This is a genomic window from Ruegeria sp. EL01, from assembly GCF_900313035.1.
GTDB lineage: Bacteria > Pseudomonadota > Alphaproteobacteria > Rhodobacterales > Rhodobacteraceae > Ruegeria.
In genome coordinates, this window is record NZ_OMPS01000003.1 from 223880 (window position 1) to 248309 (window position 24430).

The 24430-nt window shown below is 57.4% G+C and carries 21 protein-coding genes; 13 read left to right on the plus strand and 8 right to left on the minus strand.

The annotated features are described in order from the left end of the window. Positions 1 to 48 precede the first annotated feature (48 nt). Genes rimP through infB form a run of 4 tightly spaced genes read left to right on the plus strand, consistent with a single transcriptional unit; the run spans position 49 to position 5396 of the window. Entirely contained in the window at positions 49 to 639 is a 591-nt protein-coding gene (rimP, locus tag D9K61_RS02745) for a ribosome maturation factor RimP (RefSeq protein WP_120631714.1), read from the plus strand. Then, complete coding sequence (gene nusA, locus D9K61_RS02750; RefSeq protein WP_120631715.1) at positions 639 to 2258, plus strand: transcription termination factor NusA; 1620 nt, start codon at positions 639 to 641, stop codon at positions 2256 to 2258. Before rimP ends, nusA begins: the two co-directional genes overlap by 1 nt. A 22-nt stretch (positions 2259 to 2280) precedes the next feature. After that, positions 2281 to 2904 (plus strand): RNA-binding protein, encoded by a 624-nt coding sequence (locus D9K61_RS02755; RefSeq protein WP_120631716.1) that lies wholly within the window; start codon positions 2281 to 2283, stop codon positions 2902 to 2904. An 8-nt stretch (positions 2905 to 2912) separates the two neighbouring features. Then, positions 2913 to 5396, plus strand: coding sequence for a translation initiation factor IF-2 (gene infB / locus D9K61_RS02760; protein WP_120631717.1), 2484 nt, complete (start codon positions 2913 to 2915; stop codon positions 5394 to 5396). Between the two features lie 61 nt (positions 5397 to 5457). On the opposite strand, the gene D9K61_RS02765 is transcribed toward infB, so the two are convergent. The 5 genes from D9K61_RS02765 to D9K61_RS02785 form a co-directional block, all read right to left on the minus strand. Next, on the minus strand, positions 5458 to 6285 hold the full coding sequence (locus D9K61_RS02765) for an alpha/beta hydrolase (RefSeq protein WP_120631718.1): 828 nt from the start codon (positions 6283 to 6285) through the stop codon (positions 5458 to 5460). A gap of 3 nt (positions 6286 to 6288) precedes the next feature. Beyond that, on the minus strand, positions 6289 to 7176 hold the full coding sequence (locus tag D9K61_RS02770) for a tryptophan 2,3-dioxygenase (protein ID WP_120631719.1): 888 nt from the start codon (positions 7174 to 7176) through the stop codon (positions 6289 to 6291). Positions 7177 to 7238: 62 nt separating this feature from the next. Further along, positions 7239 to 8267 (minus strand): L-threonine 3-dehydrogenase, encoded by a 1029-nt coding sequence (gene tdh / locus D9K61_RS02775; RefSeq protein ID WP_120631811.1) that lies wholly within the window; start codon positions 8265 to 8267, stop codon positions 7239 to 7241. 14 nt (positions 8268 to 8281) lie between these two features. Then, positions 8282 to 9466: a glycine C-acetyltransferase gene (locus tag D9K61_RS02780; protein ID WP_120631720.1), complete on the minus strand. Its 1185-nt coding sequence runs from the start codon at positions 9464 to 9466 to the stop codon at positions 8282 to 8284. A gap of 109 nt (positions 9467 to 9575) precedes the next feature. Next, positions 9576 to 10139, minus strand: coding sequence for a helix-turn-helix domain-containing protein (locus D9K61_RS02785; protein WP_120631721.1), 564 nt, complete (start codon positions 10137 to 10139; stop codon positions 9576 to 9578). Between the two features lie 117 nt (positions 10140 to 10256). On the opposite strand from D9K61_RS02785, the gene D9K61_RS02790 reads away from it, so the two are divergent. Continuing rightward, positions 10257 to 11432 (plus strand): acetyl-CoA C-acyltransferase family protein, encoded by a 1176-nt coding sequence (locus D9K61_RS02790; protein ID WP_120631812.1) that lies wholly within the window; start codon positions 10257 to 10259, stop codon positions 11430 to 11432. 91 nt (positions 11433 to 11523) lie between these two features. Here D9K61_RS02790 and ubiB read toward each other — a convergent pair whose 3' ends face one another. Both ubiB and ubiE read right to left on the minus strand, forming a co-directional pair. Continuing rightward, complete coding sequence (gene ubiB / locus D9K61_RS02795) at positions 11524 to 13053, minus strand: 2-polyprenylphenol 6-hydroxylase (protein WP_120631722.1); 1530 nt, start codon at positions 13051 to 13053, stop codon at positions 11524 to 11526. 3 nt (positions 13054 to 13056) lie between these two features. Continuing rightward, positions 13057 to 13809 carry a bifunctional demethylmenaquinone methyltransferase/2-methoxy-6-polyprenyl-1,4-benzoquinol methylase UbiE gene (gene ubiE / locus D9K61_RS02800; RefSeq protein ID WP_120631723.1) on the minus strand — a complete coding sequence of 251 codons (753 nt, stop codon included), beginning with the start codon at positions 13807 to 13809 and terminating at the stop codon, positions 13057 to 13059. 86 nt (positions 13810 to 13895) lie between these two features. Here ubiE and mutM point away from each other — a divergent pair, with 86 nt between their 5' ends. The 6 genes from mutM to recF all read left to right on the plus strand — a co-directional run bounded on the left by mutM (position 13896) and on the right by recF (position 20531). Then, entirely contained in the window at positions 13896 to 14747 is an 852-nt protein-coding gene (mutM, locus tag D9K61_RS02805) for a bifunctional DNA-formamidopyrimidine glycosylase/DNA-(apurinic or apyrimidinic site) lyase (protein ID WP_120631724.1), read from the plus strand. A 66-nt stretch (positions 14748 to 14813) separates the two neighbouring features. Beyond that, the gene (locus tag D9K61_RS02810; RefSeq protein WP_120631725.1) at positions 14814 to 15590 is read left to right on the plus strand and encodes an enoyl-CoA hydratase; all 777 of its coding nucleotides are present in this window, start codon (positions 14814 to 14816) and stop codon (positions 15588 to 15590) included. A gap of 230 nt (positions 15591 to 15820) precedes the next feature. After that, a complete protein-coding gene (rpsT, locus tag D9K61_RS02815) occupies positions 15821 to 16084 on the plus strand; it encodes a 30S ribosomal protein S20 (protein ID WP_120631813.1) in 264 nt (87 codons plus the stop codon). Positions 16085 to 16639: 555 nt separating this feature from the next. Continuing rightward, positions 16640 to 18025: a chromosomal replication initiator protein DnaA gene (gene dnaA / locus D9K61_RS02820; protein ID WP_120631726.1), complete on the plus strand. Its 1386-nt coding sequence runs from the start codon at positions 16640 to 16642 to the stop codon at positions 18023 to 18025. Positions 18026 to 18252: 227 nt separating this feature from the next. Then, positions 18253 to 19374 (plus strand): DNA polymerase III subunit beta, encoded by a 1122-nt coding sequence (gene dnaN / locus D9K61_RS02825; RefSeq protein ID WP_120631727.1) that lies wholly within the window; start codon positions 18253 to 18255, stop codon positions 19372 to 19374. Positions 19375 to 19433: 59 nt separating this feature from the next. After that, the gene (gene recF, locus D9K61_RS02830; protein WP_120631728.1) at positions 19434 to 20531 is read left to right on the plus strand and encodes a DNA replication/repair protein RecF; all 1098 of its coding nucleotides are present in this window, start codon (positions 19434 to 19436) and stop codon (positions 20529 to 20531) included. Here recF and D9K61_RS02835 read toward each other — a convergent pair. Beyond that, positions 20528 to 21094 (minus strand): carboxymuconolactone decarboxylase family protein, encoded by a 567-nt coding sequence (locus D9K61_RS02835; RefSeq protein WP_120631729.1) that lies wholly within the window; start codon positions 21092 to 21094, stop codon positions 20528 to 20530. The genes recF and D9K61_RS02835 overlap by 4 nt on opposite strands. Before the next feature lie 99 nt (positions 21095 to 21193). Between D9K61_RS02835 and D9K61_RS02840 the strand changes: the two genes are divergently transcribed. After that, positions 21194 to 21766, plus strand: coding sequence for a TetR/AcrR family transcriptional regulator (locus tag D9K61_RS02840; protein ID WP_120631814.1), 573 nt, complete (start codon positions 21194 to 21196; stop codon positions 21764 to 21766). 125 nt (positions 21767 to 21891) lie between these two features. Next, positions 21892 to 24309, plus strand: coding sequence for a DNA topoisomerase (ATP-hydrolyzing) subunit B (gene gyrB / locus D9K61_RS02845; RefSeq protein ID WP_120631730.1), 2418 nt, complete (start codon positions 21892 to 21894; stop codon positions 24307 to 24309). The last annotated feature ends 121 nt before the right edge of the window (positions 24310 to 24430 follow it).

The following is a 24430-nucleotide window of genomic DNA, read 5'->3' on the forward strand; positions in this document are numbered from 1 at the left end:
CGGGCCGCGCGCCCGTTTTTTTGTGCCCGAACAAGGGTAGAGTGCCAGATGACAAATGACCTGATAGCCAAAGCTGCCATTGACAGGCGACTGGCCGAGATCATCACACCGGTGATCGAGGATCTGGGGTATGAGCTGGTTCGCGTCCGCCTGATGAGCGGTAAGCTGACCACCCTGCAGATCATGGCCGATAAGCCTGATGGCGGGATCGAAGTGGATGATTGCGGCGAGATTTCGAGCGCGGTCAGCGCCTCTTTGGATGTCGAGGACCCAATTCTTGACGCCTATACGCTGGAAGTCTCAAGCCCCGGCATCGACCGCCCTCTGACCCGTCTCAAGGATTTTGAGATGTTCGAAGGGTATGAGGCCAAGATCGAAACCGCGGACCTTATCGATGGTCGCCGCCGCTTTAAAGGTGAGCTGGCGGGGATTGAAGGGGATGAGGTTCTGATCAATATCCCTGAAGGGGATGAGATAATCACCATTGGTCTGCAATTCGACTGGCTGAGCGATGCCAAGCTGGTTCTGACCGATGACCTGATCAAGGAAATGTTGCGTCAACGCAAAGATGCGGGCGCTTTGAACGAAGACGCCTTCGACGAGATAGAGACCGAAGAGTCCCAAGAGGAGACGAACTGATGGCAATCACCTCAGCCAACCAGCTGGAGCTGTTGCAGACCGCCGAGGCCGTGGCCCGCGAAAAGATGATCGACCCCGGTTTGGTTGTCGAAGCGATGGAGGAATCGCTCGCCCGCGCCGCCAAAAGCCGCTACGGGGCCGAGATGGACATTCGCGTGTCGATCGACCGCAAAACCGGCAAAGCAACCTTCACCCGTGTCCGCACCGTGGTCGAGGAGGAAGAACTGGAGAATTATCAGGCCGAGATGACCGTCGAACAGGCGCGTCAGTACATGGAAGCGCCCGAAGTCGGCAACACCTTTGTCGAAGAGGTTCCTCCGGTTGAAATGGGTCGGATCGCGGCGCAGTCAGCCAAGCAGGTGATTCTGCAAAAGGTCCGCGAAGCGGAACGTGATCGCCAGTACGAAGACTTCAAGGACCGCGCCGGTACAATCATCAACGGCGCTGTCAAACGCGAAGAATTCGGCAACGTCATCATCGATCTGGGTGGTGCCGAGGCCGTTCTGCGTCGCAACGACAAGATCGGTCGAGAAAGCTATCGCCCGAATGACCGCGTGCGTGCCTACATCAAGGAAGTCCGCCGCGAGGTCCGCGGCCACCAGATCTTCCTGTCGCGCACCGCGCCGGAATTCATGGCTGAGCTGTTCAAGATGGAAGTGCCGGAAATCTATGACGGCATCATCGAGGTCAAGGCCGTGGCCCGTGATCCCGGTTCGCGCGCCAAGATCGCAGTCATTTCCTACGATGGCTCGATTGACCCTGTCGGTGCTTGCGTTGGTATGCGCGGCAGCCGTGTGCAGGCCGTTGTGAACGAATTGCAGGGTGAAAAGATCGACATCATCCCGTGGAACGAAGATCAGCCGACTTTCCTGGTGAACGCGCTGCAACCTGCCGAAGTGTCCAAAGTTGTTCTGGACGAAGAAGCCGGCAAGATCGAAGTTGTTGTTCCCGAAGAGCAGTTGAGCCTTGCCATCGGCCGTCGCGGTCAGAACGTGCGTCTGGCCAGCCAGCTGACCAACCTCGACATCGACATCATGACCGAAGCCGAAGAATCGGCCCGCCGTCAGAAAGAGTTCGAAGCCCGTACTCAGTTGTTCATGGAAAGCCTCGATCTGGACGAGTTCTTTGCCCAGTTGCTGGTGTCCGAAGGCTTCACCAACCTCGAAGAGGTTGCGTATGTCGAAGTGGACGAACTGCTGGTCATCGACGGAGTTGATGAGGGCACCGCAAATGAATTGCAGGCGCGTGCCCGCGAATACCTGGAGGCGCAGGCCAAAGCGGCGCTTGACGCAGCCCGCGCCCTGGGTGTCGAGGACAGCCTTATTGAATTTGAAGGCCTGACACCCCAGATGGTTGAGGCACTGGCCAAGGATGACGTGAAGACTTTGGAAGACTTCGCAACCTGTGCTGACTGGGAACTGGCCGGTGGCTGGACCACAGTCGATGGCGAACGCATCAAAGATGATGGGGTTCTGGAACCTTTCGGCGTGACGCTGGAAGAGGCCCAGGACATGGTCATGACGGCGCGCATCATGCTGGGTTGGGTTGATCCGGCCGAGCTGGAACAGGCTGAAGAAGAGATCGAAGGCGAAACAGCTGAAGAGGAGGCCGAGGCCTGATCTCAGGCCTCGGGTGGCGTGAATGGGTCGCGGTGGCGTCCATAAAGATCGGTCCGAAGGACCTGAGCGCAAGTGCATCGCCACGGGCGAGGTTCAGCCTAAATATGGGTTGATCCGCTTTGTGACGGGGCCGGACGGTCAGGTCTTTCCCGATGTTGCGGCAAAACTGCCGGGACGTGGGGTCTATGTTGCGTCGGATCGTGCAGCGCTGGACAAGGCCATCGGCAAGAAACTGTTCGCACGCGGATTCAAGGCGCAGGTCACTGCATCAAAGGATCTGGCGGATGAGGTCGAAAAGCAGATCGCGCGCCGTGTGGTTGAGTTGCTCAGCCTGGCGCGCAAGTCCGGCGACGCTGTCGCTGGCTATGAGAAGGTCAAGACGTGGCTGGACCGGGAAGAGGCTCAGGTGTTGCTTCAGGCCGCAGATGGATCAGGGCGCGGTAAGTCCAAATTGAGTACGCCGCACTTTGGTAAATACATCGGTTGGCTGACTGCGGACGAGTTAGGACAGGCATTTGGGCGCCAAACCGTGATTCATGCGGCGCTGGCCTCTGGCGGACTCGCCAAACGTGTTGTAGAGGAAGCGCAGCGCCTGCGTGGCTTGCGCGAAAAGGATGACGGCGGCAAGGGCCGCGCGGAAGGGTAAGAAGCTTTATGAGCGATAGTGACGGCAAAAAGACATTGGGTCTACGTGGCGGGGCACGCCCCGGAAATGTGAAACAGAGTTTCAGCCACGGACGGACCAAGAATGTCGTGGTGGAAACCAAACGCAAACGCGTGGTGGTCCCCAAGCCGGGCGCAACCAAGTCTGGTGGCGGTACTACACCGTCGGGTGATCCTTCGCGTCGTCCTGCAGGCATTTCTGATGCCGAAATGGCCCGCCGCATGAAGGCATTGCAGGCGGCCAAAGCGCGCGAGTCCGAAGAGGCCGCCCAGCGTGAGGCACAGGAAAAGGCGCGCGAAGAAGAGCGTGCCCGTCGCCGTGCCGAACAAGAGGCCAAGGAACGCGAACAGCGCGAAGCCGAAGAACGTGCCCGCGCCAAGGCCGAAGAGGAAGAGCGCAAGCGCAAAGAGGCCGAAATAGCGGCACAACGCGCTGCTGCTCCGGCGGCACCGGCAGAACCTAAGGCGGCTGCTCCGCGTAGCCCGGCCAACAAACCTGCACCAGCTGCTACGCCACGGAAAAATGACCGCGAGCGCGAACAACGCGGCAACCGAGGTAAAGGTCGTGATGACAACCGTCGGTCCGGTAAACTGACTCTGGGTCAGGCCACTGGTGGCGAAGGTGGGCGCCAGCGTTCGATGGCGGCGATGAAACGCAAGCAGGAACGTGCACGTCAAAAGGCGATGGGCGGAACTGTCGAGCGGGAAAAGGTGATCCGCGACGTGCAACTGCCCGAGGCCATCACGGTTTCAGAGCTGGCCAACCGTATGGCCGAGCGTGTGGCAGATGTTGTCAAATCGCTGATGAACATGGGCATGATGGTGACGCAAAACCAAACCATCGACGCCGATACAGCCGAACTGATCATCGAAGAATTTGGTCACAAAGTGACCCGCGTCTCTGATTCGGATGTCGAGGACGTCATCAAAGAAGTCGAAGATGACGACAAAGACCTGCAGTCACGTCCGCCCGTCATTACGATCATGGGTCACGTCGACCATGGTAAGACGTCGCTCCTGGATGCTATCCGTGATGCGCGTGTCGTCGCTGGCGAAGCTGGCGGTATCACACAGCATATCGGTGCTTATCAGGTGAAAACCGAGGGCGGCACCACGCTGTCCTTCCTGGATACGCCGGGCCACGCGGCCTTTACCTCGATGCGCTCACGCGGTGCTCAGGTGACGGATATCGTTGTGCTGGTTGTTGCTGCTGACGATGCGGTCATGCCGCAGACGATTGAAGCTATCAATCACGCTAAAGCGGCCGAAGTTCCGATGATCGTGGCGATCAACAAGATCGACAAGCCGGATGCCAACCCGGACAAGGTGCGCACTGACTTGCTGCAGCACGAAGTGATCGTCGAGAAGATGTCGGGTGAAGTGCAAGATGTCGAGGTCTCGGCCATTACCGGTCAGGGTCTTGGTGAATTGCTGGAAGCCATTGCGCTGCAGTCCGAAATTCTGGAACTGAAGGCCAACCCGAATCGCGCGGCCCAGGGTGCGGTGATCGAAGCACAGCTGGATGTGGGACGTGGTCCTGTGGCCACCGTTCTGGTTCAGAACGGCACCCTGCGTCAGGGCGATATCTTTGTTGTTGGTGAACAGTACGGTAAAGTCCGTGCCCTGATCAACGACAAGGGCGAGCGGGTGCAAGAGGCCGGACCGTCAGTGCCTGTCGAGGTTCTGGGGTTGAACGGCACACCCGAAGCAGGGGACGTTCTGAACGTCACCGAGACCGAGGCTCAGGCGCGCGAAATCGCCGAATATCGCGAAAAAGCCGCCAAGGACAAACGCGCTGCCGCTGGCGCCGCGACTACCCTTGAGCAGTTGATGCAGAAGGCCAAGGAAGACGAAAACATGGCCGAACTGCCGATCCTGATGAAGGCGGACGTTCAAGGATCTGCGGAGGCCATCGTTCAGGCGATGGAGAAGATCGGCAATGATGAGGTGCGCGTGCGCGTGCTGCATTCAGGCGTGGGTGCCATCACCGAGACGGATGTTGGCCTGGCCGAAGCCTCTGGTGCACCGATCCTGGGCTTTAACGTGCGTGCCAATGCCTCAGCCCGGAACACTGCGAACCAGAAGGGTGTAGAGATCCGGTACTATTCGGTAATCTACGATCTGGTCGACGACGTGAAAGCCGCTGCATCCGGTCTGCTGAGCGCCGAGATCCGCGAAAAGTTCATCGGTTACGCTGAGATTCGCGAAGTCTTCAAGGTCACCGGTGTCGGCAAGGTTGCCGGCTGCCTGGTTACCGAAGGTGTAGCACGTCGTTCTGCCGGTGTTCGCCTGCTGCGCGACAACGTGGTGATCCACGAAGGCACGCTGAAGACGCTGAAGCGCTTCAAGGACGAAGTGGCCGAAGTTCAGTCGGGTCAGGAATGCGGTATGGCGTTTGAAAACTACGATGACATTCGCGCGGGCGATGTGATCGAGATCTTCGAGCGCGAAGAAGTCACCCGTACTTTGGAGTGATCCTGAGCGTCATAAAGACAAAAAAACAGCGGTCTGATCGGGCCGCTGTTTTTCTTTGTGGCTACTGCCCGGCGGGCAGGAAAGTGCCGGGATGCATGATGATGTCGAAATGCTGCATCCCTTTCCGCAGATCGAAGCCGACCGAATGCCCGCTTTTGCGCAGCAATTCCGCATACTCCCGGCTTTGGCGGATAAACTCGCCCGTGTCCCTCTCGGCCACAGTTACATGATAGCGCGGGCCGGGGGCGGGCAGGTTCAGAATGGGCGACAGGTCATGAATCTCGACCGGGGTCAGCTGCAGCGGATCATTCACAGGTGTCAGGCTGATCGGTTCCAGATCATATACGCCACTGACCAAAATCACGTCGCGCACCCGCAATCCAGCCCGCGCCAGTGCGTCGGCCGACGTTGCCATGACCATTGCGACCAGATGCGCACCGGCGCTGTGCCCCGATAGTGTGATCCGCGATGGGTCGAAACCCAACGAAAAAGCATTTGAGGCCAGCCACAGCAGCGCATCGCGGCATTCGGAGATCATCTGATCCAACCGCGCATCCGGGGCGAGAGTGTAGTTCAGCGTGGCAAAGGACTGTTCGGCATCGACCAGCGCCGGGGCCATCATGGACGACTCGCGCTGGCTAAGTGCTTGCCAATAGCCGCCGTGAACGAAGACATGCAGCGGTGCGCCCGCCCCTTTCGCGGGGAAGAAATCCAGAACCTGCGTTGGGCTTTCGCCATAAGACAGGTTTTCCTTCACCTGCAACCTTGCCCGCGCCTGCGCGCTCAATGCGTCACAACTGGCCAGATAGGGAGACAGATCGCCACCGATCATTGAACTTGGAGAGTATTCCTGCTCCAACTCCTCTTGCGAGAACCCGCGATACAACATGTCCTAGTCCTGCCCGCTGTACATTAGTTCGGACCGCATATCATACAAGTCGTGGAAGAATCGCAGGTCCAGCGCCTTGCGCAGGAACGCGACGCCGCTGGATCCGCCGGTACCGGGCTGCATACCAATGACCCTTTCAACCGCAGTTGCGTGATCAAAACGCCAGCGTTGAAACAGGCTTTCCACATCCATCAGCTTTTCGGCCAAAGCATACAGATCCCAATGTTTTTGCGTGTCTCGAAACACCTGAGCCCAAATTTTTACGACGCGTGGGTCCCCCGAGTAGGGCACGGCGTAGTCTCGTTCGATCAAATCCTGCGGGACATCAAAACCCTGCCGCGCCAACATGTGCAATACTTCGTCATAGAGCGATGGTTTGGTCAGGGCGGCACTCAGCATCTCCATAACCTCTGGGTCATGCTGATGCACTTTCAGGGTCGAGGCATCCTTGTTGCCCAGAATGAATTCAATCTGTCGGTAGCCATAACTTTGAAACCCCGAAGAGCTGCCCAATGCCTCGCGGAACGTCATGTAGTCGGCGGGCGTAATGGTCAGCAGGGTTTCCCATGCGGCGATCAGCTGGCGCTGGATCGCTTTGATCCGGTCTAGATTTTTCATCGCCGGGCCAAACTCGTCATGCTGCAGAAAGCGGCGAACCTCGACCAATTGGTGATGCATCAGCTTCAACCACAACTCGCTGACCTGATGAATGATGATGAATAGCATCTCATCCGGTTGGGCAGGGTCTTGAAAGGTTTTTTGCAGGTCCAGGAGGGTCTTTAGCTGCAAGAAGTCGCCGTAGCTTTGGCGATGGGTTTCGGCGAAATCGGTGACCAGCGACTCCTCGATGCCACGTTCCACAAAGCGATCTTCTGTACTCTCGTCGCTCATTTGCCTCTCCGCAGTGTTGGTTTGCACCTGTTTAGGGGTTAAGTTTGTGACTTTCCAGCGGGTTACGTCCAGTCTAGAACCACTTTGCCTGATAAACCGGATTTCATCGCTGCAAATCCTTTGGTGAAGTCGTCGACCGTGAAGCGATGGGTGACGACGCGGCTGACATCCAGCCCGTTTTGCAGCATGGCGATCATCTTGTACCACGTTTCGAACATCTCGCGCCCATACACGCCTTTGATGGTGATGGCCTTGAAGACGATACGGCTCCAATCTACAGGCGATTTGCCCGGAGGAATGCCCAGCAGAGCGATCTTGCCGCCCATGACCAATGCTTCGATCATCTGATCCAATGCGGCTTGTGAGCCCGACATTTCGAGGCCAACGTCAAAGCCTTCTTTCAAGCCCAGCTCGGTGATGACGTCTTGCAGGTCTTCTGCTGTGACGTCCACGGTGCGAACTGTGGGGACAACGTGTTGTGCCAGTTTCAGACGATCTGCGTTGATGTCGGTGATCACCACATTGCGTGCGCCGGCATGGCGGGCAACCGCTGCGGCCATGATGCCGATGGGGCCAGCCCCTGTAATCAGCACGTCTTCGCCCAGCAAATCAAAGCTAAGCGCTGTGTGCACCGCATTGCCCAAAGGATCCAGAATCGCGCCGATCTCATCCGGGATGTCGTCTGGCAATGGAACTACGTTGAAGGCAGGCAGTTTCAGGTATTCAGCAAACGCGCCCTGTTCGTTCACCCCGATTCCCTGGGTGCCGGGATCGAGATGGAATTTACCTGCCCGGCTTTGGCGACTGTCGGTTCCGATCAGATGCCCCTCGCCCGAGCACCTTTGACCGATCTCAAGACCCGTTACATTGCGCCCAAGCTCGACAATTTCACCCGCGAATTCATGGCCGGTGATCATCGGAACCGGCACAGTGGCAGCGGCCCAATCATCCCAGTTCCAGATATGGATATCGGTGCCGCATATCCCCGTTTTGTTGATCCGGATCAGAACCTCATCGGGGCCGATTTCAGGAACCGGGGCCTGCACCATCCACAGACCTTCTTCGGGGTTGGATTTTTCCAGCGCTTTCATGGTGTTGGGTCGCATCAGATCACCCCTAGCTCTTTACCGACCTTACCAAAGGCAGCCAGCGCACGGTCCAATTCGTCTTTGGTTAGGGCCGCATTCATCTGTGTTCTGATCCTTGCCTGCCCGCGCGGAACTACGGGAAAGAAGAATCCCGAGACATAGACGCCTTCGTCAAACAGCCGTGATGCCATGTCCTGTGCCAATTGGGCCTCACCCAGCATGACAGGGATGATCGGGTGTTCGCCGGGCAGCAGGTCAAACCCTAGTTTCTCAAGCCCCGCGCGCCAGTATTTGGCGTTGCCGAACAGCTGGGCGCGCAGCATGTCGCCTTCTTCGACCAGACGGATCGCCTCGAGGCCAGCAGCAACGATAGAGGGCGGCAGCGAATTGGAAAACAGATAGGGCCGCGCCCGCTGCCGCAGCAGGTCGATCACTGGCTGCGGCCCGGCGATGTAACCGCCGATTGCCCCCCCAAGTGCCTTGCCCAAAGTTCCTGTCAGAATGTCCACATCAACACCGAAATGATCCGGTGTGCCGGCGCCGTTCGGCCCCATAAAGCCGGTCGCGTGGCAGTCGTCGACCATGACAATGGCGTCGTATTTGTCCGCCAACTCCCGGACTTTCGGCAGGTTGGCCAGATAGCCATCCATCGAAAACACGCCATCGGTGGCGATCATGATATGCCGCGCCCCGTCCTCGCGCGCCTGTTTCAACCAGGCTTCGAGATCATTCATGTCATTGTTCAGGTAGCGATAGCGCTTGGCTTTACATAGCCGCACGCCATCGATGATCGAGGCGTGGTTCAGACTGTCCGAAATGATGGCGTCTTCTGGTCCTAACAGCGGCTCGAACAATCCGCCGTTGGCATCAAAGCAGGCGGCAAACAGGATTGCATCATCCTTGTTCAGGAACTTGGCCAGGCGCTGTTCCAGCTCTCGGTGAATGTCTTGCGTTCCGCAGATGAACCGAACCGAGGCCATGCCGAACCCTTTGGGCTCCATCGCGTTCTTTGCTGCGTCGATCAGGGCAGGGTGATCCGCAAGTCCCAGGTAGTTGTTGGCGCACAGGTTGATCACCTGCTTGCCGCCTACCGTAATCTCACCGCCCTGAGGCGAGGTGATCATTCGTTCCCGTTTATACAGACCCTCGGATTCGATCTGCGTCAGGGTGTCCGTGATGTGGGACAGGAATGCGTCTGCCATGGCGATCTCCTTGCTTTGAGTCGCACTTCTAACATAGCGGATGGATTTCCCAAATAGGGGAAATACAGGATTACGGAAAAATTTCCGTGAAGGCGGAACGCCGCCGAGATCAGGCGTTTTTGACGATCAGAAAGACTCGGGCCGGTCCCTTCGCCGAAATGGCGTGCACAACGTCTGCTGCATACCGAGCCGTGTCACCCTGCTGCAATTCAGACACCGCCGCGCCTGATGTCACGCGAACAGCGCCTTCCAATACCGTCAATTGCTCTTGCGCGCCCCGCGCATGTGGCTGGCTGTTCAGCCCACCATCTTCGTCAAACTGGATGTCGTAAACCTCATGACCGCCGGCCTCTTCGGGCGGTGATAAGATGCGTATGCGGCAATTCTGGCCCATATTGTCGATGCTGGGCACCTCCGTCCTTCTAAGAACCTCAATCTGGTCGGCGATGTTGCCCTCTTCCAGAAGCCCCGCAAAATCTACCTGCAATGCGCGGGTCAGGTTCCACAGAGTCGAGATTGTCGGGCTGCTTTCGCCTCGTTCGATCTGGCTGACCATGGACCGGGAAACACCGCTCAGGTTTGCCACGGCTTCGAGGGATAGCCCCTTGGCACGCCGCGCCTCTTTCAGGCGGGCGGGCAGGCGTGTCAGGATATCGTCTGTGTCTTCCGTCATGACGGAAATTCATGCGCGCAGCCCGAAGCAATGTCAATCTTGGCCGTGACGGGACGTCCTATAGGACAGGCCCATGCTGCGGGTGCATACTGCCGCCAAACCCAGGAGGAGAAAGATATGACCGATATCGTATTGCTGGACGGTGCCCGCACCGCAATCGGAACATTCGGCGGTGCCTTGGCATCGACTGCACCCATTGATCTGGCGACCGTTGCAACCGAAGCAGCGCTTGAGCGTTCGGGTGTGGAGGGCGCGCAGATCGGGCATGTGGTATTTGGCCATGTGATCAACACGGAACCCCGTGACATGTATCTTTCGCGAGTGGCGGCAATGCAGGCCGGTATTCCCAATGGAACACCGGCGATGAACGTCAACCGCCTGTGCGGTTCGGGTGCGCAGGCGATTGTCTCGGCCGTCCAATCCCTGATGCTGGGTGACGCTGACTTTGCAGTGGCTGGTGGCGCCGAGAGCATGTCGCGCAGCCCTTACATTGTGCCTCAGGCCCGGTGGGGCGCGAAGATGGGCGATGTAACTTCGATGGACATGATGCTGGGCGCATTGAACTGTCCGTTTGGAACCGGGCACATGGGTGTTACGGCTGAGAATGTCGCGGATGAGCATCAGATCAGCCGCGGGCAGATGGATGAATTTGCATTGACCAGCCAGACCCGTGCGGCCGCTGCGATCGAGGCAGGGTATTTTGAAAGCCAGATCACGCCGGTGCAGGTCAAGGTCAAGCGGGACATGGTTGATTTCAAGGTCGACGAACACCCCAAGGCCACCACGGCAGAGGCGCTGGCAGGATTACGGGCAGTGTTCAAAAAGGATGGTCGGGTAACGGCGGGAAATGCATCCGGTATCAATGACGGCGCGGCGGCAATGGTTCTGGCCACTGCAGATGCGGCCGAGAAGGCGGGTTTGAAGCCCAAGGCGCGCGTTCTGGGGTATGCCCATGCGGGTGTCCGCCCCGAGGTGATGGGGATTGGCCCGATTCCGGCAGTGCAGAATCTGCTGAAGAAGACTGGTTTGTCCGCGGGCGATTTCGACGTCGTTGAAAGCAATGAGGCTTTTGCGGCGCAGGCCTTGGCCGTCAATCAGGAACTGGGACTGGATGCCGCCAAGGTGAACCCGAATGGTGGGGCCATCGCACTGGGGCATCCGGTTGGGGCCACCGGGGCGATCATCACGTTGAAAGCCTTGTATGAGTTGGAGCGCACAGGCGGGTCCAAAGGGTTGATCACCATGTGTATTGGCGGTGGTCAGGGGATTGCCATTGCCATCGAGCGGCTTTGATCGGTGATAGGGGGGCTGTCTGCCCCCCATTGCGCCGCGGCACGATTCCCCCAGAGGATATTTCTGGTCAGATGATGTAATCCGGTCGGTGTTAACCGAGCGCAAGGACTACCAAAACAAGCGCGGCACCGATTGCGACACCGAGAATAGCCGGAAGGAGCTTTGATCGAAGGCCGGAGTTTTGCGGTTCGTCTTTTTGCGTCTGAGCGATCAGTACGCTTTCCACCAAGGCAGGCAGGCGCGGGCCAAAACGGGCCAACACCATTGCGGTTTTGCCAAGATCCCTGAGGGCTGCACGTGGACCGATGGATTGCTTGATGTAATCCTCGACCACCGGGCGGGCGACCTCCCAAATGTTCATGTGATGGTCCAGCGAGCGCGCGACGCCTTCGACCACGACCATCGTGCGCTGTAGCAGGATCAGTTCCGTTCGGGTCTCCATGCCGAACCGTTCGGTCACTTCGAACAGGTAGCTCAGCAACCGGCCCATCGAAATATGGGTGGCATTCATGCCAAAGATCGGCTCGCCCACTGCGCGCAGGGCGCGGGCGAATTCGTCTACATCCTGGTTGGCGGGGACGTAGCCTGCTTCGAAATGCACCTCGGCCACGCGTTTGTAGTCGCGGCGGATGAAACCGAAGAGAATCTCGGCATAGACGCGGCGGGTGTATTCGTCGATATGGCCCATGATCCCGTAGTCATAGGCGATGATATCGCCGTTGGCGGCGACCTTCAGGTTGCCCTGATGCATATCGGCGTGAAAAAAACCGTCACGTAGCGCGTGCAGCAGAAACAGGCGCAAGACCCGTTCAGCCAGATCATTGCGATCGTGGCCCGCGGCGTCCAGCGCATCGTTTTCACCCAGCGGCACACCATCCGCCCAACTGAGCGTCATCACGCGGCGGGCGGACAAGGACCAGACCACCGGTGGCAGCCAGAACCCGGCATCGTTTTTTGTGTTGGCGGCGTATTCCGACGCGGCAGAGCTTTCCAGGCGCAAGTCAAGTTCACCCCGGACCACGCCGTCGAAATGCTCAATCACTTCCATTGGTCGCAGGCGCCGCGCGCCAGGAGCGAAAAGTTGAACGATCCGGGCGGCGAAGTAGAATGCGTCGACGTCTTTGCGGAACGCACGCTCGATACCCGGGCGTAGGACCTTGACGGCGACATCCTCGCTGGTGCTGACCAGTTTGGCTTTGTGGACCTGTGCGATCGATGCAGCAGCGATGGGTTCGCTGAATTCGCTGAAAATCTCGGCCACGGGTTGACCCAGTTCTTTTTCCACCTCGGCGATGGCTTCGGCTTTGGAGAACGGGGGCAGCTTATCCTGTAGCACGCGCAATTGTTCGGCCAGCTCGTTGCCGACCACATCCGGGCGCGTTGAGAGTACCTGACCGAACTTGATGTAGGCAGGACCCAGCGCCGTCAGGGCACGGGTGGCAGGCGGCATTGCTGGGTCGCCTTTGTAGCCTAACCATTGGAAGGGTTTGCCTAGTGTATGCGCCACAAAACGCAGCGAGCGCGGTGCTTCGAACGCGTCGAGAACGACATTCATCGCTCCCGTGCGCTCTAGGGTGGCGCCTGTGCGGATCAGGCGAATGATGTTGTGGGGTCCGCGCATGTGTCAGATCTTCCAGCCGGAATGCAGCGCGGCGATGCCCATGCTGAGGTTGCGGTATTTGGCGTTTTCGAACCCGGCGGTGCGGATCATGCTTAGAAATGTGTTCTGATCCGGGAAATTGCGAATCGATTCCACAAGATACTGATAGCTATCACGGTCATTGGCGATCAGTTGGCCCATGCGGGGGATCACGTTGAAACTGTACAAATCATAGAGCTTCTGCAGCCCGTCATTGGGCAATTGGCTAAACTCCAACACCATCAGACGGCCACCGGGTTTCAATACGCGATAGGCTTCGTTCAGAGCATTCTGCGGGTGGGTCACGTTGCGGATACCAAACGAGATTGTGTAGACGTCAAAGGTGTTGTCCTCGAAAGGCAAGGCCATCGCGTCGCCCACCACCCAGTTCAGACTGTCGGACATCTGGTCCGCTTCAGCGCGCTGACGGCCTTCGATCAACATCGGCTCGGTCAGGTCCAGAACGGTGGCGTGACCCTGGCCTGCGCGTTTCAGGAACCGGAACGAGATATCGCCAGTGCCGCCCGCCACATCCAGCAGACGCTGGCCGGGGCGGGGCGCAAGCCAATCCATCATCGCGTCTTTCCAGACCCGATGGATGCCCATCGACATGACATCGTTCATCACATCATATTTTGAGGCGACCGAGTTAAACACGCCCTGTACGCGCCCGGCCTTTTCAGCCTCGCGCACGGTTTCGAACCCGAAATGAGTGGTCTTGTCGCTATTGTCGGACATAAGCCTTGCCGTTTGTCGAATTTCGCCTCTGTTATAGGGCTCTGGAACCGGGGCACAATGCGGCCCTTTGGAATAGGAGCCGTGAAATGCCCGAATTGCCCGAGGTCGAGACAGTAAGACGCGGCCTGACCCCTGCTATGGAGGGGGTGGCGATCGAAAAGGCGGATGTGAATCGCCCGGATTTGCGCTGGCCTTTTCCCGAACGGATGGCCGAACGGCTGACGGGGCAGCGAGTCGATCGTCTGCGGCGTAGGTCGAAATACATTCTGGCGGATCTCAGCAGTGGGGAAACCTTGCTGGTTCATCTTGGGATGTCTGGGCGCATGACGGTTTCTGGCGATCCGCTTGGGCAGTTTGCGCACACCCATCCGACGCCCGAAAAACATGACCATGTGGTGTTTCACATGGAAAACGGCGCGCGCGTCACCTTCAATGACCCACGCCGGTTCGGAGCGATGGATTTGTTGCAGACCGCGACTGCGGAAAGTCACAAACTGCTCTCTGTGCTTGGGCCCGAACCATTGGGCAATGATTTCCACGAACAGCATTTGATTGATGTGTTTCGGGACAAGAACACTCCTGTCAAATCGGCGCTTCTTGATCAGGGAATCGTTGCGGGGCTGGGTAACATCTATGTTTGCGAAGCGCTTTTTCGCGCCGGTGTGTCGCCACGTCGCAAAGCAGGTCAAATTTCTTCACAACGCGTAGCGGCGCTGGTTCCGATCATCCGGAAAGTGCTGCGGGACGCGATCGAAGCGGGCGGGTCATCCTTGCGGGACTTCCGTCAAGCCGATGGAGAACTTGGATATTTTCAGCACAGCTTTGATGTTTATGGCCGTGAGGGAGAGGTCTGTCAGACCGATGGCTGTGGAGGCCAAATCAAGAGAATCACCCAGTCTGGTCGCTCATCTTTCTATTGTGCGCAATGCCAAAGATAGCTTGATCCAGCGTTTTTGCGTGATAAGGAATCGTATCTGAACGGAACAACTGAAAGCTTACACCTCATGGCTTTTGAGACGATCATCGTCGAAATCGAAGACCACGTTGCCCTTATCAAGCTCAACAGACCTGACGCGATGAATGCGCTGAACACCCAGTTGATGGGTGAGGTATGCACCGCGCTGGAAGACGCGGATGGCAACGATAAGGTGCGCTGCATCGTCATCACCGGCTCGGACAAGGCGTTTGCCGCTGGGGCGGATATCAAAGAGATGTCCGATATGAGCTTTGTCGACGTATACGGGCAAAACCTGTTCGGTGACGTCAATGATCGTATCAGCGCAATTCGCAAGCCGATCATCGCAGCCGTGGCAGGTTACGCACTGGGCGGTGGGTGTGAACTGGCCATGCTGTGCGATTTCATTATTGCTGCGGATACGGCCAAGTTCGGCCAGCCTGAAATCAATCTGGGCGTTATTGCCGGTTTGGGCGGCAGCCAGCGACTGACCCGGTTTGTCGGAAAATCCAAATCGATGGATATGAACCTGACTGGCCGGTTTATGGACGCTGAAGAAGCTGACCGATCTGGTTTGGTCAGCAGGGTCGTGCCAGCGAAGAAGCTGATGGATGAAGCGATCGGGGCCGCTCAGAAAATTGCCGAGAAATCTCAGCTGTCTGCAATGGCCGCGAAAGAAGCGGTTAACCGCAGCTATGAATTACCGCTGAGTGAAGGCATGCTGTTCGAGCGTCGCGTGTTCCATTCGATGTTCGCGACCGAAGATCAGAAAGAAGGCATGGCGGCATTCCTTGAAAAGCGCGCGGCTCAGTTCCGCGACAAGTAAGCTGCGTCACAACCTGATCGGAACAGGCGGGTAACCCCGCCTTTTTCATAGCTGATATGCACAGTGCAAGAATCGGCTTGGCAAACCCCGCAAACTTGGATAACTAGCGCCGCTATACATGCGCGTGCGGCCCGCTTGGCCCGACTCACACTCGTGATTCCTGATCCGGTGCGGACAAGTCCGTGACGCGCAACCCAGATAACCGTACCGAACAAAGGTCAGAGACACACATGGCAAATTCGCCCCAGGCAAAGAAGCGCGCTCGTCAGAACGAAAAGCGTTTCGCAGTAAACAAAGCGCGCCGTTCGCGTATCCGCACATATCTGCGCAAAGTTGAAGAAGCGATCGCATCTGGCGACAGGGACGCTGCAACCGCAGCTCTGCGTGCAGCTCAGCCCGAGCTGATGCGCGGCGTCACCAAAGGCGTCTTCCACAAGAACACCGCAGCCCGTAAAATGTCGCGCCTGTCGTCGCGCGTTAAGGCTCTGGGTTAAGCTTTGAGGGTGACCTAGGGTCACGTAAGCAAGGCTGAACTATTTTGAAAAGCGTCGCTGCCTGCGGCGCTTTTTTTCGTGTTGCCAGAATACCGCGCCTTCTCAAAACCAAGAGATTCTTTCGGCCAAAGACCCGAGTCAATATCAGAGTTTCGTTGCCGCGACCGGGCTGGTCTTGCTACCACTGTTCCAGCGATTCACTCGCTTGGGGGGACAGGCTGTTTCCACTTTCGGATTGACGGGCATCAGGAAGATTGTGGAACGTTAGTCGTCGACCGGCCAAGGCCGGGCTGCCGATCTGCTAATGATCACGGGACAACCGCTGATTTTGGCCCTGTCGAAAAAATGAGATTGCGACGTGCAACCCGGTTTTTCGGGGCGCTCCCGCTGTGTGGGGTGTTCCGAATAGGGAAGCATCAAGCTTTCAAAGATTGATCCGCGGAACCCTTGGTTTCGCGACAGTATACCTTTGTGCGTGTGAGTACATAAACCGGGGAACCGGATCGTATTGATAAGGCCGACAGGTCAATAAGAACGGGATGCGTGAGGCGCTGAATGACACAAGAGAAATGGGGACTACTTCGAAACAAGTTGCTGAAGGCTATTGGTCGGAACAACTTCACCACCTGGATTGAACCTCTGGAGTTTCAGGAGTTGCAGGATGGTGTGGCGGTTTTTTCGGTGCCGACCAATTTCATGGGCAACTATGTCAGTCAGAATTTTGCAGACCTCATTTTATACGAACTCAACACCTCGGGTGAAACTGTGCAGCGCCTTGCCTTTCGCGTCGCCGCCAACTCACCGGTTCGACCCACACACGTGACCGAATCTTCGCCCAGAGCGACCCCTGAGGTAGCTATTGTGCCGCAAATGGATAACCCACAATCCCCATTGGATTCATTGCAAGCGGCGCCGCTGGATTCCCGTTTTACCTTCGACAGTTTTGTCGTTGGTAAACCCAACGAGCTGGCCCATGCCGCCGCACGCCGCGTCTCGGAAGGCGGACCTGTCACCTTCAATCCGCTGGTTCTGTATGGCGGTGTTGGACTGGGCAAAACACACCTGATGCATGCCATAGCGTGGGAGCTCAAAACCAAACATCCCGAGCTGAACGTGCTGTACCTGTCCGCCGAACAGTTCATGTACCGCTTTGTGCAGGCCCTGCGCGAGCGTCGGATGATGGATTTCAAACACCTGTTCCGTTCCGTCGATGTGCTGATGGTGGATGACGTACAGTTCATTGCTGGCAAAGATTCAACGCAGGAAGAGTTTTTTCACACTTTCAATGCGCTGGTGGATCAGAACAAGCAGATCATCATCTCGGCCGACCGCGCGCCGGGTGAGATCAAGGACCTTGAGGATCGTGTGAAGTCACGCCTGCAATGTGGTCTGGTTGTTGATCTGCACCCCACTGACTACGAACTGCGTCTGGGCATCCTGCAGAACAAGGTTCAGCAATACAGCAGCACCTACCCTGATCTGACAATCTCGGATGGGGTTCTGGAGTTTCTGGCGCAGCGCATTTCGACCAACGTGCGTGTGCTGGAAGGGGCGTTGACCCGCCTGTTCGCTTTTGCCTCGCTCGTGGGTCGCGAGATCGATATGGACCTGACGCAGGATTGCCTGGCCGACGTGCTGCGCGCCTCCGAGCGCAAGATCTCGGTCGAGGAGATCCAGCGCAAGGTGTCGGACTACTACAATATTCGCCTGTCAGACATCATTGGCCCCAAACGCTTGCGGTCTTATGCCCGCCCGCGTCAGGTCGCGATGTATCTGTGCAAACAGCTGACAAGCCGCTCATTGCCCGAAATTGGCCGCCGGTTTGGCGGGCGTGATCACACCACGGTTATGCATGGCGTCAGGCGTATCGAAGAGCTGAAAGTGACCGACGGCCAGATTGCCGAAGATGTGGAAATGTTGCGTCGTTCGCTCGAAGCCTGAGTTAAATCCCCAAACCATTCAGGAACGCCCTGGACTTGATGTCTGGGGCGCTTTCTTGTGCGCTATTGTCCACGGTCGGTGCTGAACTGTGACTGACGCACCACGTGACTCTTGACGCATTGTGTTTTCCGACCCAGAAATCCATAAAAAATCCTTGTGCCTCAGGGCTGAACCGCTAACTTGCCAGTCCCGCCTATTTCGGCACTTAAGTCAGAGGAATTGAGGGTATGAAGATCAGCATCGAACGCGGCACCCTTCTCAAGGCCGTTTCGCAGGCTCAGTCCGTTGTGGAGCGCCGCAACACAATTCCGATCCTGGCCAACGTGCTGATCGAGGCCGAAGGCGACACGGCGCAGTTTCGGGCAACCGATCTGGACATCGAAGTTGTCGACAAAGCCCCGGCACAGGTGGAAAAGGCCGGAGCCACCACGGTTGCGGCAACCACATTGCACGAGATTGTACGAAAGTTGCCAGATGGCGCCTTGGTGACCCTGACCGCTGACAGCGCTGCGGGTCGGTTGACGGTCGAGGCTGGACGATCGAATTTCTCACTGGCAACTTTGCCGAAAGAAGATTTTCCGGTGATGGCGTCCTCGGAATATGCATCGAACTTTACCGCGTCCGCAGCCCTGCTGCGTCGATTGTTCGACAAATCAAAATTCGCCATCTCGACCGAAGAAACCCGTTACTACCTGAACGGCGTTTATATGCATGTTTCAGATGGATTTGACGGCGGAAAGGTCCTGCGGTGTGTGGCTACGGATGGGCATCGACTGGCGCGTATTGATGCCGATCTGCCTGACGGTGCAGCGGATATGCCGGGTGTGATTGTGCCCAGAAAGACGGTGGGCGAGCTGCGTAAGCTGCTGGAAGATGACGAAATGGACATTGCCGTCTCGGTCAGTGAAACCAAGATTCGCTTTGCAACGCCAGATATTACGCTGACCTCCAAGGTGATTGACGGCACCTTCCCGGACTACACCCGTGTCATTCCACAAGGGAACAATCGGAAGCTGGAAGTTGACGCAGCCGAGTTTGCGCAGGCCGTAGACCGCGTTGCGACTGTGTCGTCGGAACGGTCCCGTGCCGTCAAACTGCAGCTTGATGCGGACAGGCTTGTCCTATCGGTGAATGCACCCGACAGCGGTGCTGCCGAAGAAGAGCTGGCTGTGGCCTATGGCGATGAACGGCTGGAGATTGGGTTTAACGCCAAGTACCTGCTGGAAATCGCCTCTCAGGTGGATCGGGAGAACGCTGTTTTCATGTTTAACTCGGCGGGCGACCCGACTTTGATGCGCGAAGGCAATGATCAGAGCGCCGTCTATGTCGTCATGCCGATGCGCGTCTGATCGCGCTGACGCGCGATGCCTCCGGCGCGAGTATTTTTGAAAAGATGAAGGGAGGGGTCATGGCTTTGGCCCTGACCGAGCTGACGGTCTCGCATTTTCGGTCGCACAAACTGTCGCGATTGTCGCTGGACGGGCGACCTGTGGTTATTCATGGGCCAAATGGCGCGGGTAAGACGAACATCCTTGAAGCCGCCTCTTTGTTTTCACCTGGACGCGGGCTGCGTCGGGCCAGCGCGGCTGAAATGACCCGCAGGCCCGAAGCGCTGGGCTGGAAGTTGTCCGGCGTACTGGATTCGCTTGGGCAGCGATCCGAAATCGAAACCTGGTCCGAGTCGGGCGCGGCGCGGCAGGTTCGGATTGACGACAAAGCCTCCAGCCAGATTGAACTGGGCAAGCTGGCGCGGATTGTCTGGCTGGTTCCGTCAATGGACAGGCTATGGATCGAAGGGGCCGAAGGGCGACGACGGTTTCTGGACCGGATTGCCCTGAGTTTTGACCCTGCCCACGCCGAAGCCTCACTGAACTATGAAAAATCCATGCGTGAACGCAATCGGCTGCTTAAGGAACAGGTGCGGGACCCCCATTGGTATGCCGCGTTGGAAGGGCAGATGGCCGACACTGGCTTTCGTATACACGCGACGCGCGAGGCCGCGCTGGATCATCTGAGGGCGGCACAGGATCAAGCTGAAACTGCCTTTCCATCGGCCGAGTTGGAGCTTGTTCAAACCGAAGGCGCAATGCCGACGACTGCCAGTGATCTGTGTGACGCTTTGGCCGAAAGTCGGTTTCGCGATCTGGCGGCAGGGCGGACTTTGGTCGGGCCACACCGGTCGGATCTGTATGGTGTCTTTTCCGCCAAGGGGGTTCCCGCGAAGGATTGCTCGACAGGGGAGCAAAAAGCGCTGCTTGTCTCGCTGATCCTGTCGAACGCGCGCGCCTTGGCCGGGATGGTTGGGGCGCCGCCGATTGTATTGCTGGATGAGGTGGCCGCGCATCTGGATGCGGCGCGCCGGGGTGCATTGTATGATGAGATTTGCGCGCTGGGCGCTCAGGCCTGGATGACGGGTACCGGGCCTGAGCTGTTTGCCGAACTGGGTGATCGGGCCCAGTCACTGGTTGTAACCGAAGGCCGAGACGGCTCGGTCGTGACGACCTAGGCCGGTTCGCTGACTTTACGTTCCCAAAGGAAACCGCGCATAACTTCGTCCACCGGTGTCTGCGCCATGTGGTTGGCGTAATTCGACATCGTTTTCTGCGCGAGACCCAGGATCACATCCAATACAGCGCGGTGCGAATAACCGGCCTCAAAGAACGCTTGCAATTCTGCGTCGGTTACGTTTCCACGCTGGTTCATTACCTGCAAAGTAAATGTGCGCAGCGCGTTCAGCTTGGCGGTGGGCAGAGGTGTCTCATCGCGCAACGCGTTGGTGATGTCGTCCGAGACCTTCATCATCTTGGCGATTCCGGTATGGGCGGGCACGCAGTAGTGGCATTCATTTTCAACGTTAATGGTCTGCCAGACAACGGTTTTCTCATCATTGTCGAAATCGGTCTGCAGGAACAGGTGATGCAGAACCTGATAGCCTTCCAGGTGTTGAGGGCTTTCTGACATGACTTTGTGCAACCCTGGAAGACGCCCGAATGCAGCCTGCGACTTTTCGAGTAGTGGTTTGGACCCGTTCGGGGCGGTTTCGAGGTCATGAGAGGGGAAGTCAGCCATGTCGGAACTCCTTTTCTGGCGCGATGTTGTGGAAATAGGCTTTCTTGAGTGACCGTTCAAGTATATATTTGAGTGATCGTTCAAGAATTGGTGAAGCTGATGCCACGCAAACCCGAATATGACCGTGATGCCCTGATCGCGCAGGCACGCGATGTCTTCTGGCGTCAGGGCTGGGCGGGAACATCGCTGAAAGATTTGGAGCGTGAGTTGAAACTGAATCCGGGCAGTTTCTATGCTGCGTTCGGCTCCAAAGACGCGCTCTATGCTTTGGCATTGGAGCGCTACACACAGGATGGGATTGCGCGACTGTCGGCGCTGGCCGACGATTTAGGGCCCAAGGCCGCGCTCATGGCGCAACCCAAGCGCGTGATCGAAGATGCACTGGCCCCTACAAAAGCCTGCATGTTGGCAAAGACCTTTGCCGAATTGCAGGCCAAGGATCATGATCTGGCGCAAAAGGCAGCTGCGAATTTGAGTCAGATGATGGCCTGTTTCGCGAACCTGTTCAGGCGTGCACAAACTGCAGGTGAGATCGGCCCTGAGCACGACCCTGATCGGCTGGCGACGCGGTATCAATCCGACCTTTTGGGTCTGCGATTGTCGGCGGAACGCAGTGATGTGGACGCGCGGGCAATAGCCGTGGATATCGCTGCAGATATTGATAGGCTTTGACGCGACGACCGCGGGCGATCGTGTCGAACACAAACATACAGCAGCAACACAAAATATTGGGGGATCGCGTGACAATCCCTACCAGAGAACGTATAAGTTCCTAAAATAATATGGGTACTAACGGCATGTCCGAAGACGCACAGGCACCTCAGGAATACGGCGCTGATTCCATCAAAGTTCTCAAAGGCTTAGAGGCGGTTCGCAAGCGCCCCGGCATGTATATCGGGGATACTGATGACGGCTCGGGTCTGCACCACATGGTGTACGAGGTTGTAGACAACGGAATTGATGAGGCTCTGGCCGGTCATGCCGATCATGTGACGGTAAAAATTCACGCGGATTCCAGCGTATCTGTCAGCGACAATGGTCGCGGGATCCCGGTGGATATCCACCCCGAAGAAGGCGTTTCTGCTGCCGAAGTCATCATGACTCAGCTACATGCGGGCGGCAAGTTTGACAGCAACTCGTACAAGGTGTCCGGCGGTCTGCACGGTGTGGGCGTATCGGTTGTAAACGCCCTGTCCAATTGGTTGGAGCTGCGCGTCTGGCGCAAAGGCAAAGAACACGTCGCACGTTTTGAAGGCGGCGAAACTACCGAACATCTGAAGGTGGTTGGTGAGTGCGGTGACCGAACAGGAACCGAAGTGCGCTTTTTGGCGTCGACTGATACGTTTTCGAACCTTGAATACTCATTCGAGACGCTCGAAAAACGCCTGCGCGAACTGGCCTTCCTGAACTCGGGCGTGCGCATCATTCTGATCGACGAGCGCCCCGCTGAGCGGCTGGAGACGGAACTGTTCTATGAAGGCGGCGTCAAGGAGTTCGTCAAATACCTCGACCGGTCAAAGTCGTCCGCCATGCCCGAGCCGATCTATATCAAGGGCGAGCGTGATGATATCGGCGTCGAAATCGCGATGTGGTGGAATGACAGCTACCATGAATCGGTGCTGCCCTTTACCAACAACATCCCGCAACGCGATGGCGGCACCCATATTGCGGGTTTCCGGGGCGCGCTGACCCGGACGATCAACAACTATGCTCAATCCAGCGGGATCGCGAAAAAAGAGAAAATCAATTTCACCGGTGACGATGCCCGCGAAGGTCTGACCTGCGTGCTGTCGGTCAAAGTGCCGGATCCGAAATTCTCCTCTCAGACCAAAGACAAGCTGGTCAGTTCCGAGGTGCGCCCAGCGGTCGAAGGGATGGTAAACGAGAAATTGGCCGAATGGTTCGAGGAGAATCCAAACGAGGCCAAGATCATTGTCGGCAAGATCATCGAAGCCGCTTTGGCGCGCGAAGCTGCGCGTAAGGCCCGCGAGTTGACACGCCGCAAGACGGCGATGGATGTGAATTATCTGGCCGGCAAACTGAAAGACTGCTCGGAAAAAGACCCGTCAAAGACCGAAGTCTTTCTGGTCGAGGGGGACTCGGCCGGGGGATCGGCCCAGACCGGCCGTGATCGGTTGACCCAGGCGGTTCTGCCTTTGCGTGGCAAAATCCTGAACGTCGAACGTGCTCGATTTGACCGGATGTTGTCATCTCAGGAGATCGGTAACCTTGTAATGGCGCTGGGCACAGGCATTGGCCGCGATGAGTTCAACATTGAAAAGCTACGCTACCACAAGATCGTCATCATGACCGATGCGGATGTGGACGGCGCGCACATCCGGACACTGCTTCTGACCTTCTTCTACCGGCAAATGCCGGAGCTGATCGAGGGTGGATATCTCTACATCGCGCAGCCGCCGCTTTACAAAGTCTCGCGCGGCAAGTCCGAGGTCTATCTGAAAGATCAGGCCGCGTTGGACGACTATCTGATCAATCAGGGCGTCGATGGGGCCATACTGAAACTCGGCTCGGGCGAAGAAATCATCGGGCAGGACCTGACCCGTATTGTGGACGAGGCACGCCAGTTGAAACGCGTGCTCGACGCCTTCCCGACCCATTATCCGCGTCACATTCTGGAACAGGCGGCCGTTGCGGGCGCCTTTGTACCCGGCGCGGTGGATGCCGATCTTCAAGGTGTCGCCGACAAGGTGGCCGCGCGTCTGGACCTGATCGCGTTGGAATATGAACGCGGCTGGCAAGGCCGCATTACGCAAGATCACGGCATCCGTCTGGCCCGCATTCTGCGCGGTGTTGAAGAAGTGCGCACTCTGGACGGCCCGATGTTGCGTTCGGGAGAGGCCCGCAAGACCGGTAGTTTCACCCAAAGCCTGCAAGAGATTTACAACACTCCGGCCAGCTTGATCCGCCGTGACCGCTCACAGGCGATCCACGGCCCGTTGGACCTGTTGCGCGCCATCCTGGAAGAGGGCGAAAAGGGCCTGTCCCTACAGCGCTACAAAGGTCTGGGCGAGATGAACCCCGATCAACTCTGGGAAACCACGCTGGATCCCGACGCGCGGACGCTTTTGCAAGTGCGGGTGAACGATATGGTCGAAGCGGATGACCTGTTCACCAAGTTGATGGGCGACGTAGTCGAACCTCGTCGTGAATTCATTCAGCAGAACGCTTTGAGTGTCGAGAACCTGGACTTCTAAGTTGTTGTAGGTTCAGGTATAACTTTGCACTTAGAGCATAACTTTGCACTCCGGCGTGAACGCCTGGGGAAAAATGGGTCGTGGCAAGCCCTAAATTAGAGGACGTAGCGGGCGCAGCACT